Genomic DNA, 14,783 nt, shown 5'->3' with positions numbered 1-14,783 from the left:
CTCACCTGTTGAAGGCGTTCTTCGCCTTGCTCTTGGCGTCCTCGCCGGCCTGCCGGGCCCGGGCCTCAGCCTGCTTACCGGCCCCCTCGGCCCGCATCCGCTCGTTGTCGGCCATGTCGCCGATGCGCTCCTTGGCGGTGCCGCTCATCTCCTCGACCTTGCTCTTCGCCTTGTCGATGAAGCTCATCTCGCCTCCTCTGCTCGGCCGGGACGGGTGAACCCCGTTCTTGTCGGTGTCCCCGGGCACCGTCGGTGAAAACCCGGTGGTGGGGCGTACATCGCGTAGGGCATCCTAGGACGCTAGGTAGTCGGGTGAAGGCGGCGGCTGGTTGACTGGGCCAATGGGACAGATCACGCTCATCCGGCACGGCGCCACCGCCTGGAGCACCGCCGGCCGGCATACCTCGTACACCGATCTGGAGCTGACTCCGGACGGTGAGCGACAGGCCCGCTCCCTGGGCCCCGCCCTGGTCGAGGAGGGGTTCGTCGCCGTGCTGGCCAGTCCCCGGCTCCGGGCGGTGCACACCGCCCGACTGGCCGGCCTGGGCATCACCGACACCGACGAGGACCTGGCGGAGTGGAACTACGGCGATCACGAGGGACGGACCACCGCCGACATCCACCAGGAACAACCCGGATGGAGCGTGTGGACCGACGGATGCCCGGGCGGCGAGTCCCCCAACGAGGTAGGCGAACGCATCGACCGACTGCTAGCCCGGGTGCACCCCCTCCTCGATCAGGGCAGGGTGGCCCTGATCGGACACGCCCACTCGCTGCGGGTGCTGGCCGCCAGGTGGATCGGGCTACCCCCCTCGGCCGGCGGACTGCTGCGGTTGGACACCGGCACCCTCAGCCTGCTCGGCCACGAACACGCCCGCCGGGTCGTCCTGCGCTGGAACCACCCGCCCACCCCACCGGCCAGGTTGTCCCCCACCACGGCCCGGCACTGACCCACCAACGAGAACCGGCTCCGGCCCCGGCGCTGCCACGCCGAATGCCGGAGCCAGTTCCTGGCGCCGATCAGAGGTAACTGTTGGCCTCGTCGAGGAAGTGCTGGGCGTACCCCTCGGCGGGGATGTCCCCCAGGTAGTACTTCTTCAGGTCGTGGCGGGTGGCCGCCAGGGGGTCACTGCCGAGCAGGTCGTCGAGCACCAGGTCCAGACCGGACAGCCGGCCGGTGTGGGCGTCGATCACGTACGCCGCCCGGGCCAGCGGGAAGGCGTCGGTGAACCGGTCGGCCGGCGTCGACACCGCGACCATGGCGAACGGCTTCTCCGAGTACAGGTAGTCGGCCACCACACTGGACACGTCCGACACCATCGCGTCCGAGGCGTTGAAACAGTCCACCACGGACATCTTCGACTCGGCCTGGGCGCCGAACAGATGCTTGCGCCCACTCGTGCGAGCGTCCTCGGCCAGCAGCGTCTTGATCCGCTCCGACTCCTGGGTCAGGGCCGCCGAGCGAATGGTGTACGGGTGCGGCCGGAACACGATGCTGCATCCCCGAGCGATCAGGGCCTTGACGATGTCGTAGCCCACCAGCAGGGACGAGTAGTTCGAGTCGGCGTAGAAGCCGGCCCAGGTGGGGGCGTACAGCACCCGAGGCGCGGTCAGCGAGGCGATCGGGGCCGCGGCGATGGCGACATTCTCCACCTGCGGACGCCCGACGATGCGGAACATCTCCGCCGGCATGCTCACCCCGTTGGCCGCGAACCGGTCGATGGCGGCCTGACCGGCGACGAAGTTCCGGTCATACATCCGGAAGACCGGGTTGTGACTCGGCACCTTGTCGCTGTCACCGTGGTTGAGCTGGATGTGCGTCAGGTTGGTGTACCGCACGAGGTGATTGTTCTTCGTCGCGGTGTTGACGTAGAAGGCCGCCCGCAGCGACGGCACGATCACGTCGTCGATCTGGGTCAACCCGGCCCGCAGCACCACCGGCGCCGTGGTCAGCCGCAGCACCTCGTTGAAGTTCGCCTCGGACCGCACCAGCACGAAGAACTTCTTGCCCAGGCGCTCCAGGTACGGCAGCCACATGCCGACCTGGTACGCGGTGCCGGCCGGTGCCTCCCAGTGCAGCAGGAAGGCCGGCTCGTAGGCGGCCAGCGCAGCGTTCAGCCTCGTCTCACTGGCGTGCCGGGCCCGTACCCGGGTCACCGCCTGCCAGCCGGTGAACCCGATCAGGGCCAGCGCGGCAGCCGACACCACCAGGGAGACCACCTCCAGGGTGCCGAGGAACCCGCAGCCCAGGGCCACCACCACCGCGAAGCCGTTGACCAGCACCGCCCGGCTGGTGTTCGGGCGCAGATTGGGCCGCAGGCCACTGCCGCGCAGGTTCGCCGACACCGGATAGACCGAGCGGGAGGTTGCCGTCACCGCGGACTCGGCCAGCACAGCCAGAGCGGCCCCGCCGACCCCCAGGGCCAGGACGATGCCGGCCCCGGAGTGCACCACCCCGAGCAGGTAGGCGCAGGCCAGCAGGAGCAGCCGGATCACCATGGTCGAACCGGAGGCCGCCGAGCCGCCCCTGACGGCGTTGCGCCAGGTGTAGCCGAGCAGACCGACCGCGATCAGGGCCGGGGGCAGGGCCCACAACGGCGAGTCCGCCACCGCCGCCGACAACAGCGCGACCACCGCCGCCACCTCGGCGGCCAGGGTGGGCAGTCGACCCGCCAACCACCCCCGCAAGCCGGACTTGGCGCTCACCGCCGGGCGCCCGTCGACGTGCCGTTCATCCGCAGCACCCGGCTGACCCGGCCACGCCAGGACGCCAGGAAGTTCTGCTGAACCTTGAGTTCCTTCTCCAACTGGGTTACCCGCTCCTCGAGTGACTTGTATCCGCGGGGCTCGCGGAAGGGGGGTTCGAAGTCATAGGCAGGCCGGGCCAGGTCACCCTCGTGGCCCTGCCGCAGCCACCGCAGGCGCGACATGATCTGACGGCGTCCGACCTCGTCCGAGGCCATCAGGGTGTGCACCGGGCCGGGGAACTTGGCGGCGGCCAGGGCCTTGTCGTAGTCGGGGTTCTCCTTGCCCGGCGCGAACACGTGCTCCAGGTCGTTGTGCTCCAGGAACCGCAGGTAGGTCTCGAAGGTCGGCACCTGGCGGGGCAGGAAGGCGTCGAAGTCGGCTTCCTCGTACAGCCGCTGGGCGTCGACGTCCGGCGGCAGGTCAGCGTAGAGGCGGTACGGGATGCCGTGGTACTCGGCCAGTTCGACCGTACGGGAGTCGTGGGCCAGCACCACCGCCGGCGTGCCGGCCAGTACGGCGGCGACATTGCCGTGGATGCGGGTACCGAAGGCGAAGTGCTGCTCGGCCATGAACTCGACCCAGGTCGAGGCGTCCACGAAGAACCGCATCCGGTCGTTGACGTACAGCGGGTGCTCGGTGTGGATCGGCATCCGCTTGTTGCCGACCTTGGCCGGGTTCTCGCCCCAGAGCATGAGGGCCAGCCGGTGATGCTGCTGCGGCACGATGACGCTGTTCGGGTAGCGGTTGGTGTTCGCCTCGACCAGCCGGTCCACCCCCTTGACCTTGGGGGTGTACGAGATGGCCAGCGGACTGTCGTAGCGCAGGTGTCCGACCTTGCGCACCAGGGGCCCCAGCGGGCCGTTGCCGAACATCGACGGGCAGCCGATCACCCGCACGTGCTCGTCCCCGAAGCCCAGGTACTTCAGCATCCGGGCGGTGTACTCGCCGCGTACCCCGATCGAGGCGGAGCGGTCCAGCACGGCCCGGGTGAAGCGGGTGACGATCCGCTTGTACTCGTCGGGCAGGGAGTCGAACTCGGTGCCGTACGGCAGCTGGGCGCCGATGCCGACCACCGTGACCGGAATGGTGAGCTTCTCGATGACCTTGGCCAGCCGTTCCAGGTGCGGCAGGAAGGTGTCCCGGTAGGAGTTGGCCATCGGCAGCACGAACCGGTCGAACTCCTCGTTCGTCCGCTCGATGTACCGGCCCAGATGCACCGGACGCTCGTGCACGTACGAGTTGGCGACCAGTTCGGCGCCGGGCACGCTGAGGGCCCGGAAGACCGCGCTGTAGAAGAGCATGTTGCCGGAGTTGGAGCCGAAGACCCCGAGCCGGGAGGTGGCCAGGCTCTGCTCGTGGGACAGCACCGTGGCCGGATGTTTGCCGGCGCGGACGAGGATACGCGTCATGACCGGACCTCGGAATCCGACTGGCTGAACCTCGACCATAGCGGTCGGAACATCTCAATCCTCCCCTTGACGACACACCTGACGAGACCGTGCCGCGGCGCCGGCAGGCACGCCGCAGATCGGCTCGCGCCGCTCACGATCGGGTCGCACTTCCGCCGAATCAGGGATGGATCCTAGCTCCGCATCCCGTGAGTTCACTGAACCGGGGTCGGATGTTCTTGATCATCTCGTCCCATTTCACACAATCGCCTCGGCTGATCACCGCCGACCCCGGACCGCCCCCTCGCGAGCCCTCCGGCTAGGAACCGGAAGGCTCGGCGGGGACGCCCCGCGGCCTGGGTTGCTCGATCGGCTGGGCGGCCTTGGGCGGGCGGTGCTCGTACGGGGTGGAGAGCACCACTGTCGTCCTGGTCGTCACATTGGCCGAAGTCCTGATCTCCTGGAGCACCCGTTCCAGGTCCCCCGGCCCGGCCACCCGCACCAGCAGCAGGTAGAAGTCCTCACCGGCCACCGAGTAGCAGGAGTCGATCTCCGGCAGGTGGGCCAGCCGTTCCGGGGCGTCGTCCGGCTGCGAGGGATCGAAGGGCCGGATCGCCACGAAGGCGGTCAGCGGCAGGTCCAGGGCCTCGAAGGAGACCCGGGCCGCGTACCCCTTGATGACCCCGCGCTGCTCCAGCCGACGGACCCGCTGGTGCACGGCCGAGACCGACAGGCCGACCCGCTCCGCAAGGTCCGTGTACGACAGCCGACCGTCCGCGGTCAACGCCGCGACGATGGCCCGATCGATCTCCTCCACGGCGTGCAACCTACCCGGAATGCGCCCGATGTGCGACGTTCACCCCTTGGCCAGGGCCCGGGAGATCACCATCCGCTGAATCTGGTTGGTGCCCTCGACGATCTGCAACACCTTCGCCTCCCGGAAGTAACGCTCCACCGGGTGGTCGGCCACATAGCCGGCCCCGCCGAGCACCTGCACGGCCTCGGTGGTCACCCGCATCGCCACGTCGGAGGCGAACAGCTTCGCCTTGGCCGCCTCCACCGAGTACGGCCGGCCGGCGTCGCGCAGCCGGGCCGCGGCCAACATCAACGCCCGGGCGGCGGAGATCTGGGTGGCCATGTCCGCCAGGATGAAGCCGAGGCCCTGGAAGTCGATGATCGCCCGCCCGAACTGCCGGCGCTCCCGGGCGTACTGCACCGCGTAGTCCAGCGCCGCCTGGGCCAGCCCCACCGCGCAGGCGGCGATGCCGAGCCGACCGGAGTCCAGCGCGGCCATGGCGATGGTGAAGCCCTTGCCCTCGCCGCCGATCAGCCGCTCGGCCGGCACCCGGGCCTCTTCGAAGACCAGTTGCGCCACCGGGGAGGAGCGCAGCCCCATGGTGCGTTCGGCGGCCTGCGGGGCGATGCCGGGGGTGCCCCGGTCGGCCAGCAGGCAGGAGATGCCCTTCGGGCCGGGGCCGCCGGTGCGGCAGAAGATGTTGTAGAAGTCGGCCGTGTGGGCGTGGGTGATCCAGGCCTTGGTGCCGGTGACGACGTACTCCTCGCCGTCGCGGACCGCCCTGGTGGTCAGGGCCGCGGCGTCCGAACCCCCCTGGGGCTCGGAGAGGCAGTACGCGCCCAGCAGCTCCCCGCCGATCATGTCCGGCAGCAGCTCCCGCTGGGCCTCGGTGCCGAAGGCGGCGACCGGGTAGCAGGACAGGGTGTGCACGCTGACCGCCTCGGCGGCGGCCAGCCAGCGCCCGGCCAGGATCTCCAGCACCTGCAGGTACACCTCGTAGGGCTGGGCGGCACCGCCGTACTCCTCGGGGTAGGGCAGCCCCAGCAGGCCGGCCCGGCCCAGGGTGCGCAGGGTCTCCCGGGGGAACTCGGCGCGCTGCTCGTACTCGACCGCCTTGGGGGCGAGTTCCCGGTCGGCGAGTTCGGTGGCCAACTCCAGCAGGTCGTGGGCCTCGTCGGTGGGCAGGATCCGCTCGACGGTCATAGCTCGATCAGCTCCGTGGTGGTGGTGTTCAGCCGGCGTACGCCCTCGGGGGTGCAGACCACGATGTCCTCGATCCGGGCCCCGTGCCGCCCGGCCAGGTAGATCCCCGGTTCCACCGAGAAGGCCATCCCGGCGGCCAGCGGACGGTCGTTGCCGGCCACCAGGTAGGGCTCCTCGTGACCGTCCAGGCCGATGCCGTGGCCGGTGCGGTGCAGGAAGGCCTCGCCGTACCCGGCGGCGGCGATCGGCTCGCGGGCGGCCGTGTCGACCGCCTCGGCGCTCACCCCCGGCCGGACGGCCGCCACGGCGGCCTGCTGGGCGTCCCGCAGCACGGTGTAGTAGTCGACGAACTCCGCCGGTGGGCGGCCACCGGCCACGAAGGTGCGGGTGCAGTCGGAGCGGTAACCGGAGGGCATGGTGCCGCCGATGTCCACCACCACCGGCTCCCCCGCCCCGATCGGCCGGTCACTGGTGCCGTGGTGCGGGCTGGCCCCGTTCGGCCCGGCGGCGACGATGACGAAGTCGACCGTGACGTGCCCGGCGGCCCGGATCGCCGCGGCGATGTCCGCGGCCACCTCCGCCTCGGTACGCCCCGGCCGCAGCCACTCGCCCATCCGCTCGTGCACCGAGTCGATGGCCGCACCGGCCTCGGCCAATGCGGCCACCTCCGCCGGTGACTTGACGATCCGCAACTCCCGCAGCACCTCGGAGGCCAGCCGCTGGTGGGCGCCGGGCAACGCGGCACGCAGGGCCAGGACCTGCTCGGCCCACATCCGGTCGGCCAGTCCCACCGCCTCGACCGACCCGCCCAGGGCCGCGGTCACCAGCGGGTACGGGTCGGTGCCGTCGGTGTGGTCGATGATGCGTACCCCGGTGGCCGGTGCCGGGGAGGCCTCGGCCGCCGGTCGTTCCAGAGTAGGCACGATCAGGGTCGGCTCACCCTCGGCGGGCAGCACCAGCAGGGTCAGCCGCTCGCCGGCGTGCGCGTCGTACCCGGTGAGGTAGCGCAGGTCGGAGCCGGGGCTGAGCAGCAGAGCGTCCAGGCCGGCGGTGGCGATGGCGCGCTGCGCGGCTACCAGCCGCTGCGGCGGGTACAGTTCGTCGATTCCCACCCGGACAGCTTAACGGTCGTTTGGGGGCGGACCGGTGGACGGTCACGCCGCGGGGGTTCCCCCCGACCGGTCAGGAATCGAGAAGCACTTCACGCCGCGACGCAGCAAGCTGACCTTCAGGACATCCCGCTCGGCGTCACACGCCGGCCGGGCAGCTCGTCTCCGCTGGAGGTCGCCATGCGCTGGAACACCATAGTCCGACAGACCCATCGATGGATCTCGGTCACCTTCGTGGTGACCGTCATCGCCGCCTTCGTCGCCGCCACCCGGGCCGAACCCGTCGAGTGGGTCTTCTACCTGCCGCTGCTCCCCCTGGCCGTACTCCTGCTCACCGGGTTGTACCTGTTCGTGCTGCCGTACGCCGTCAGACGGCGACGCGCCACGAGCTGACCCGGATGTCGACTCAGGACATCAACCACAGACAGAAGGGATGACCGTCCGGGTCCAGGCAGACCCGGACGTCGTCCTGCGGCTGATAGTCGGCCAGGGTCGCCCCGCAGGCCAGGGCATGATCCAGGGCGGCGTCCAGATCCGCCACGCCGATCTCCAGGTGCATCGACATCTGCTGCCGACCCGGCTCGGCCGGCCAGGTGGGGCGCACGTACGCCCGTTCCCGCTGGAAGGACAGCCCCACCCCGCCCTCGGGGTCACGCAGGATGACGTCGTCGGCCTCCTCGACACCGATCTCCCAGTCCAGCAGCCGCAGGTAGAAGCGGGCCAGCGCGGCCGGGTCGGGAGTGTCCAGGTTGACCGTGGTCAGCGTCAACCGGGTGGATAAGGGCATCTGGTCCTCCTGGTCGGTCGTGCCGGAAACGCCGAATGTCGGTGCGGTGTGCCAGGCTATCGAGCGTGGCACCGCAGACCCCGATCATGCTCATCGACGCCCCCAGTCTCTACTTCCGCGCCTACTTCGGCATTCCGGAGTCCGCCGCGAAGACCGCGCAGGGCCAGCCGGTCAACGCCGTACGCGGCTTCCTGGACATGCTCGCCCAACTGGTGCGGACCCGCCGCCCGGGGCGGATGGTGTGCGCGATGGACCACGACTGGCGACCGGACTGGCGGGTCGCCCTGCTGCCGTCGTACAAGGCGCACCGGGTGGCCCCCGAGGGCGGTGAGGTCGTGCCGGACACCCTGACCCCCCAGGTGCCGATGATCCTCGACGTGCTGGAGGCGGTGGGGATCACCGTGGTCGGGGCGGCCGGTTACGAGGCCGACGACGTGCTCGGCACCCTCTCGGTCACCCAACCCGGGCCGGTGGAGGTGGTCTCCGGCGACCGTGACCTGTTCCAGTTGATCGACGACGCCCGCGGGGTGCGGCTGCTCTACATCGGCCGAGGGGTAGCCAAACTGGAGGACTGCGACGACGACGCCGTGCGGACCCGGTACGGGGTGCCGGCCGACCGGTACGCCGAGTTCGCCGCCCTGCGCGGGGACCCCAGCGACGGGCTGCCCGGGGTGGCCGGGGTCGGGGAGAAGACCGCCGCCCGGCTGATCGACCGGTACGGCGACATCGCCGGCATCCTGGCCGCCCTGGACGACCCGGCCTCCGGCTTCGCACCCGGGCTGCGGACCAAGCTGGCCGCCGCCCGGGACTACCTGGCGGTGGCCCCGAAGGTGGTCCGGGTGGCCCTGGACGTGCCGCTGCCGCCGCTGCCCACCGAGTTGCCGACCGCCCCCGCCGACCCGGAGCGGCTCCTCGACCTGGCCCAGCGGTGGAACCTGGCCGGCTCCACCCGCCGCCTGGTCGACGCTTTGGCCGCCCGAGACACCGAGTAGTCACCCTTCCCTCGTCGGCAGTGCACGGGCCGGTCAGGCCACCTCGCGCAGGTAGCCGTCGATCGAGGCGGCCAGGACCTGGTCGCCGGGGCGGGCCCAGACCTCGGCGTTGAAGACCTCCACCTCGATCGGGCCGGTGTAGCCGGCCGCGTCGACCGCCTCCCGCAGCCGCCGCAGTTCGATGCAGCCCTCGCCGGGCAGGGCCCGGCCGAGCAGCACCCCCTCCGGCAGGGGGGTGATCCAGTCGCAGATCTGGAAGGAGGCGATCCACTCCCCCGCCCGGGCGATCTGCGCGTACACGGTGTCGTCCCACCAGACGTGGTAGGCGTCCACCACCACCCCGACCACCCCGGGGTCGAACCGTTCGGCGATGTCCAGGGCCTGGCCCAGGGTGGAGATGACGCAGCGGTCGGCACTGAACATCGGGTGCAGGGGTTCGATGGCTAGGGTGACCCCGGCGGCATCGGCGTGCGGGGCCAGTTCGGCGATCGCGTCGGCCACCCGGGCCCGAGCCCCGTCGAGGTCCTTGCTGCCCTCCGGTAGCCCGCCGGAGACCAGCACCAGCACGGGTGCGCCCAGGGTGGCGGCCTCCTCGATGGCCCGCAGGTTGTCGTCGCGCCAGTCCTTTGTGTTGAAGAAGCCGCCCCGGCACAGGGTGGTCACCGCCAGCCCGGCGTCGTGGACCAGGTCGGCGGTGCGGGTCAGGCCGTACTCGGCCACCGGTTCCCGCCACAGCCCGATGCCGGGCACCCCGGCGGCCACGCAACCGGCCACCGCCTCGGGCAGCGGCCAGTGTTGGGTGGTGGCCTGGTTCAGGGAGAAGCGGCACAGCGCCGTACGGTCGGCGGTCACTGGGCCACCCCGGCGACCGTGAAGAAGGCCCGGGCGCGGGCGGCGGCCAGGTCGGCGTCCGGGAGCAGACCGGCCTCCTCGGCCAGGGCCAGCAGGGTGGCCAGGTGCTCCGGGGACCGGCCGGACTGCAGGCCGCCGACCATGGTGAAGTGGTCCTGGTGGCCGGTCAGCCAGGCCAGGAAGACGATGCCGGTCTTGTAGTACCAGGTGGGGGCGGCGAACAGGTGCCGGGCCAGCGGCACGGTAGGGGCGAGGATCTCGTCGTACCCGGTCAGGTCCTCTCGATCCAGGGCGGCCAGGGCTGCGGCGGCGGCCGGGGCGATCGCGGCGAAGACCCCCAGCAGGGCGTCGGAGTGCCCGGCCTCGTCCCCCCGGATCAGCTCCGGATAGTGGAAGTCGTCGCCGGTGTAGAGCCGCACCCCGGCGGGCAGCCGCCGACGCAGCGCCACCTCCCGACCGGCGTCCAGCAGGGACATCTTGATGCCGTCCACCCGGGCGGCGTGGGCCTTGATCAGCTCGATGACGGTGTCGGCGGCCAGGTCCAGGTCGGTCGAGCCCCAGTAGCCGGTCAACGCCGGGTCGAACATCGGGCCCAGCCAGTGCAGCACCACCGGGCCCTCGGCGGCGGTCAGCAGCTCGTCGTACACCCGCAGGTAGTCCTCGGTGTGTCGGGCGGCGGCGGCCAGGTGGCGGCTGCACATCAGCACCGGCACGGCACCGGCGGCCTGCACGTCGGCCAGCTGCTCGTGGTAGGCGGCGGTGACCTCGGCCAGGGTGGCCGGGCCGGGCGGCAACTGGTCGGTGGCTACCCCGGCGACGATCCGGCCGCCGACCGCGCGGGCCCGCGCGGCGCTGCGCCGGATCAGCTCCCGGGTGGTCGGATAGTCCAGGCCCATGCCCCGCTGGGCGGTGTCCATCGCCTCGGCCACCCCCAGCCCGTACGACCAGAGGTGCTCGCGGAAGGCCAGGGTGCGGTCCCAGTCGAGGGTGGCCGAGGTGCCCGGGGTGTTGTCCGCCCCCGGGTCGGCGACCACATGCGCGGCGGCGTACGCGATGCGGCTGCGCGGCGGGCCGTCGGGGCGCGGATGCCCGGTCCCCCCGGCCAGCCGCAGTCGCCGTCCGCCGGGCAGGGTGACGCTCGTGCCGCTCACAGCGACAGCTCCGGCACCTCGATGCGGCGGCCCTCGCGGGCCGAGCGCAGCCCCAACTCGGCCAACTGCACCCCCTGGGCACCGGCCAGGAAATCCCACCGGAAGGGCTCACCGGCCACGACATGCCGCAGGAAGGCCTCCCACTGCACCTTGAAGCCGTTGTCGAAGTCCTCGTTGTCCGGCACCTCGGACCACTGGGCCCGGAAGTCCTCGGTGACCGGCAGGTCGGGGTTCCACACCGGTTTCGGGGTGATGGCCCGGTGCTGCACCCGGCAGCGGCGCAGCCCCGCGACCGCGCTGCCCTCGGTGCCGTCGACCTGGAACTCGACGAGTTCGTCGCGGAACACCCGCACCGCCCAGGAGGAGTTGAGCTGGGCGATCACCCCACCGGCCAGTTCGAAGACGGCGTACGCGGCGTCGTCCGCGGTGGCCGGGTAGGGCCGGCCGGCCTCGTCGACCCGACGCGAGATGTGGGTGGCGATGGTGGCGGAGACCGAGCGCACCTCGCCGAACAGCTCCGCCAGCACGTAGTGCCAGTGCGGGAACATGTCCACCACGATGCCGCCGCCGTCGGAGGCCCGGTAGTTCCACGAGGGGCGCTGGGCGGGCTGCCAGTCGCCCTCGAAGACCCAGTAGCCGAACTCGCCACGCACCGACAGCACCTGGCCGAAGAAGCCGCCGTCGAGCAGTCGCTTGAGTTTGCGCAGGCCGGGCAGGAACAGCTTGTCCTGCACCACCCCGGTGCGTACCCCGGCGGAGCGGGCCGCCCGGGCCAGGTCCAGGGCGGCGGCGGTGTCGGCGGCCAGGGGCTTCTCGGTGTAGATGTGCTTGCCGGCCTCGATGGCCGCCCGGATGGCCTTCTCCCGCTGCTGGGTGACCTGGGCGTCGAAGTAGATCTCGACGTCGTCGCGGGCCAGGGCCGCCGCCAGGTCGGTGGTCCAGTCCTCCAGGCCGTGCCGTTGGGCGATCTCGCGCAGCTTGGTCTCGCTGCGTCCGACCAGGACCAGGTGCGGCCAGATGGTGGTGCCGTCGGCCAGGGGCAGGCCACCGGCGTCCCGGATGGCCAGCAGGGAACGCACCAGATGCTGCCGGTAACCCATCCGGCCGGTGACGCCGTTGACGATGATGCCGATCGACCTGCGGGTCATGGGGGTCCTTCCGCGATGGCAGGTAAGCGCTTTCCTGCGAGCCTAGAGCTAGCCCCAGCCGACAGGCAAGGGCTTTCCTGTCGGCTGGGGCTGCGCAACCGTCCGACGGCCCGCGACACCCCCTGCGGTACGGTGACGCTGGCCGTCGCAGGCACGGCCGACGCGACACGGGAGGGGACGCCGGTGGCGACGCTGTCCGATGTGGCGCGGCGGGCGGGAGTCTCCCCCGCCACGGCCTCCCGAGTGATCAACGGCAGCAGCAAGCCGGTCACCGACGAGCTGCGCGAACGGGTCCTGCAGGCCGTCGCCGAGTTGCAGTACGTGCCCAACGCCCACGCCCAATTGCTGGCCCGCTCCCACCGGGGCGCCGTCGGGGTCATCGTGCACGACGTCTCCGATCCGTACTTCTCCGAGATCACCCGAGGGCTGCAACGGGTCGCCACCGACCAGGGGCGGCTGCTGATGATCTGCAACAGCTACCGGGACCCGGAGCGGGAGCTGGAGTACGTCGAGCTGCTGCGCGGACAGCAGGTGGCCGCCATCATCCTGGCCGGCTCCGGCTACCACGATCCCGAGTTCACGACCCTGCTGAACGGCAAGCTGGCCGCGTACGAGGCCACCGGGGGCCGAGTAGCGGTGATCGGTCGCCACGAACACTCCGGTGACGCGGTGATGCCGGACAACCGCGACGGCGCCCGGCTGCTCGGGCAGGAGATCTGCCGCCTCGGCCACCGGCGGATCGGGGTGGTGGCCGGCCCCCGGGTGCTGACCACCACCACGGACCGGCTGACCGGGCTGCGCCAGGCGCTGGCCGAACACGGCCGACAACTACCGGAGCAGCTCGTCCGGTACGCCGACTTCGACCGGGACAGCGGTGCGGAGGCCACGGCCGCCCTGCTGGACGCTGAGCCCGCGCTGACCGCGATCGCGGCGCTGAACGACTCGATGGCCATCGGCGCCCTGTCGGTGCTGCGGTCCCGATCGATCGCGGTACCCGACCAGGTCAGCGTGTTCGGCTTCGACGACATGCCGATGGCCCGCGATGTCACCCCGGCCCTGACCACGATCCGGCTGCCGCTGGTCGAGATGGGGGCCCGGGCGATGGCCCTGGCCCTGGACGGCGGCTCCGCCGCGCCCCGGGCGGAGACCCTGGCCGCCGAGCTGGTCCGCCGAGACAGCTCCGGGCCGCCACCGGGCTGAGGTGCGCGGAACGAGCTGCACTTCGACCAGGAAGAGCCGGTGCTGACCGGTGTGGTGACCTGAGCGCGGGGCGGCGCGGCGGCGGCATCGGCACCTATCCTGTGCCGGTGTCGCCGCTGAGCCCCACCCAGCAGGTCCTCACCCCCACCGAGGTGGCCGACTACATCGCGGCCTCCTTCTCCGGTGCGCGTCAGGTGGCCGACTGCGGGCCGCTGACCGGCGGCGGCTTCGCCACGGTCTGGTGGGTACGCCTGGACGACGGCGCGCAGGTCGTCCTGAAGGTCGGGCCGCCGCCGCAGGTGCCGCTGCTGCGCTACGAGGCCGGGATGCTCGCCGCGGAGGCTCGCTACTTCCGGCTGGTCGCCGCCCGGGCCCCGCAGGTGCCGGTGCCCCCGGTGCTGCACCACGGTCACGACCCTCGCCTCGGCGAATGGCTGGTCACCGGCCGGCTGCCCGGCCGGGCCCTGCCCGACCTGGACGGCGCCGACGAGGGCGCACGCTACGACTTCGGGGCCGCGATGGCCACCCTGCACCGGATCACCGGCGACCGGTTCGGCTACGACGACGGCCGCACCGGCGGCGAGACCTGGTCGACGGCCTTCACGGCGATCATCGAGGATCTGCTGGCCGACGCCGCGGACTGGGAGGTGACCCTTCCCGCCCCGCCGCAGCGGTTCCGCGAGCTGCTGGCCCGGCACGCCGACCTGCTCGACCAGGTGCGCCGACCCGCCCTGCTGCACTACGACGGCTGGGACGGCAACGTGCTGGCCGCGCCGGACGAGCACGGGACGTACCGGATGTGCGGGCTGGTCGACGGCGAACGGTTCCTCTACGGCGACCCGATGCTGGACCTGGTCTCCCCCCTGCAGTTACGGCGCGCCGAGGACGAGCCGGAGCATCCGTTCCTGCGCGGCTACGCCGACACCACCGGCACCCCGCTGGTCTTCGACGAGGGGGTACGCCGCCGGTTGGCGTTGTACCGGATGCACCTGCACCTGCTGATGACCGTGGAGATGCCCAGCCGGGGCATCACCGTGGACAACGACCCCGGCCGACACACCCTGCTAGCCGAGCTACTCGACCGAGACCTGACGGACCTGAGTCGCCCCTGACAGAGGTGTGCCCGGACCACACGCCACTCGAATCCGTGTCATGGCCGCCCGGGCGGGGCGCGGACAGCAGGCCACCGGTCGGGCGCAGCCGGCCGCCGGGTACCCACTTCGGGCACTGTCGAGCTGATTCGTCGGTGCTATCGCAAGGCCGATAGGACCCAGGGTGCAATCGGAGCTGTAGTTCATAGCCCGCTGCCGCCCGCCGCGCGATCCGTTCACGCTCTCAGCTCGACAGGGCCAGCCCGTACCCCCTGCCCCGGAGGGCGCGACGACGACTCAGCCACCAGTTGACGCTGC

At 71.6% G+C, this 14,783-nt stretch carries 15 protein-coding genes; 5 read left to right on the top strand and 10 right to left on the bottom strand.

Annotated elements, in window-relative coordinates; genetic code table 11:
• Position 1: 1 nt before the first annotated feature.
• The gene (locus ABZ795_RS01895; protein ID WP_327025994.1) at positions 2-187 is read right to left on the bottom strand and encodes a CsbD family protein; all 186 of its coding nucleotides are present in this window, start codon (positions 185-187) and stop codon (positions 2-4) included.
• Positions 188-341: 154 nt separating this feature from the next.
• Here ABZ795_RS01895 and ABZ795_RS01890 point away from each other — a divergent pair, with 154 nt between their 5' ends.
• Positions 342-950: a histidine phosphatase family protein gene (locus ABZ795_RS01890; protein WP_357528040.1), complete on the top strand. Its 609-nt coding sequence runs from the start codon at positions 342-344 to the stop codon at positions 948-950.
• Between the two features lie 70 nt (positions 951-1,020).
• Here the strand turns inward: ABZ795_RS01890 and ABZ795_RS01885 are convergent, their stop codons facing one another.
• The 5 genes from ABZ795_RS01885 to ABZ795_RS01865 all read right to left on the bottom strand — a co-directional run bounded on the left by ABZ795_RS01885 (position 1,021) and on the right by ABZ795_RS01865 (position 7,247).
• A complete protein-coding gene (locus tag ABZ795_RS01885) occupies positions 1,021-2,706 on the bottom strand; it encodes a CDP-glycerol glycerophosphotransferase family protein (protein ID WP_357528038.1) in 1,686 nt (561 codons plus the stop codon).
• Positions 2,703-4,157: a polysaccharide pyruvyl transferase family protein gene (locus tag ABZ795_RS01880; RefSeq protein WP_327025997.1), complete on the bottom strand. Its 1,455-nt coding sequence runs from the start codon at positions 4,155-4,157 to the stop codon at positions 2,703-2,705. The genes ABZ795_RS01885 and ABZ795_RS01880 overlap by 4 nt, the downstream gene beginning before the upstream one ends.
• A gap of 298 nt (positions 4,158-4,455) precedes the next feature.
• On the bottom strand, positions 4,456-4,953 hold the full coding sequence (locus tag ABZ795_RS01875) for an Lrp/AsnC family transcriptional regulator (protein ID WP_327025998.1): 498 nt from the start codon (positions 4,951-4,953) through the stop codon (positions 4,456-4,458).
• 39 nt (positions 4,954-4,992) lie between these two features.
• Positions 4,993-6,135, bottom strand: a complete 1,143-nt coding sequence (locus tag ABZ795_RS01870; protein ID WP_357528035.1) for an acyl-CoA dehydrogenase family protein — start codon at positions 6,133-6,135, stop codon at positions 4,993-4,995.
• Positions 6,132-7,247 (bottom strand): Xaa-Pro peptidase family protein, encoded by a 1,116-nt coding sequence (locus ABZ795_RS01865; RefSeq protein WP_357528033.1) that lies wholly within the window; start codon positions 7,245-7,247, stop codon positions 6,132-6,134. The genes ABZ795_RS01870 and ABZ795_RS01865 overlap by 4 nt, the downstream gene beginning before the upstream one ends.
• 177 nt (positions 7,248-7,424) lie before the next feature.
• Between ABZ795_RS01865 and ABZ795_RS01860 the strand changes: the two genes are divergently transcribed.
• On the top strand, positions 7,425-7,637 hold the full coding sequence (locus ABZ795_RS01860) for a hypothetical protein (protein ID WP_357528031.1): 213 nt from the start codon (positions 7,425-7,427) through the stop codon (positions 7,635-7,637).
• A 13-nt stretch (positions 7,638-7,650) separates the two neighbouring features.
• Here ABZ795_RS01860 and ABZ795_RS01855 read toward each other — a convergent pair whose 3' ends face one another.
• Entirely contained in the window at positions 7,651-8,031 is a 381-nt protein-coding gene (locus tag ABZ795_RS01855) for a VOC family protein (protein WP_357528029.1), read from the bottom strand.
• A gap of 35 nt (positions 8,032-8,066) precedes the next feature.
• Between ABZ795_RS01855 and ABZ795_RS01850 the strand changes: the two genes are divergently transcribed.
• A complete protein-coding gene (locus ABZ795_RS01850) occupies positions 8,067-9,023 on the top strand; it encodes a 5'-3' exonuclease (RefSeq protein WP_357528027.1) in 957 nt (318 codons plus the stop codon).
• Between the two features lie 33 nt (positions 9,024-9,056).
• Here the strand turns inward: ABZ795_RS01850 and ABZ795_RS01845 are convergent, their stop codons facing one another.
• Genes ABZ795_RS01845 through ABZ795_RS01835 form a run of 3 tightly spaced genes read right to left on the bottom strand, consistent with a single transcriptional unit; the run spans position 9,057 to position 12,174 of the window.
• On the bottom strand, positions 9,057-9,875 hold the full coding sequence (locus tag ABZ795_RS01845) for a sugar phosphate isomerase/epimerase family protein (RefSeq protein ID WP_327026004.1): 819 nt from the start codon (positions 9,873-9,875) through the stop codon (positions 9,057-9,059).
• Positions 9,872-11,026, bottom strand: coding sequence for a dihydrodipicolinate synthase family protein (locus ABZ795_RS01840; protein ID WP_357528025.1), 1,155 nt, complete (start codon positions 11,024-11,026; stop codon positions 9,872-9,874). Before ABZ795_RS01840 ends, ABZ795_RS01845 begins: the two co-directional genes overlap by 4 nt.
• Positions 11,023-12,174: a Gfo/Idh/MocA family oxidoreductase gene (locus ABZ795_RS01835; RefSeq protein WP_357528023.1), complete on the bottom strand. Its 1,152-nt coding sequence runs from the start codon at positions 12,172-12,174 to the stop codon at positions 11,023-11,025. The genes ABZ795_RS01840 and ABZ795_RS01835 overlap by 4 nt, the downstream gene beginning before the upstream one ends.
• A gap of 183 nt (positions 12,175-12,357) precedes the next feature.
• Here ABZ795_RS01835 and ABZ795_RS01830 point away from each other — a divergent pair, with 183 nt between their 5' ends.
• Positions 12,358-13,374 (top strand): LacI family DNA-binding transcriptional regulator, encoded by a 1,017-nt coding sequence (locus ABZ795_RS01830; protein WP_357528021.1) that lies wholly within the window; start codon positions 12,358-12,360, stop codon positions 13,372-13,374.
• Between the two features lie 107 nt (positions 13,375-13,481).
• Complete coding sequence (locus ABZ795_RS01825) at positions 13,482-14,486, top strand: aminoglycoside phosphotransferase family protein (RefSeq protein ID WP_357528020.1); 1,005 nt, start codon at positions 13,482-13,484, stop codon at positions 14,484-14,486.
• Positions 14,487-14,783: the final 297 nt, after the last annotated feature.

The sequence above is a fragment of the Micromonospora sp. NPDC047134 genome, from assembly GCF_040643455.1.
Lineage (GTDB): Bacteria > Actinomycetota > Actinomycetes > Mycobacteriales > Micromonosporaceae > Micromonospora.
Note: the sequence above shows the minus strand (reverse complement) of the source record. Positions and strands in the feature narration are given on the sequence as shown.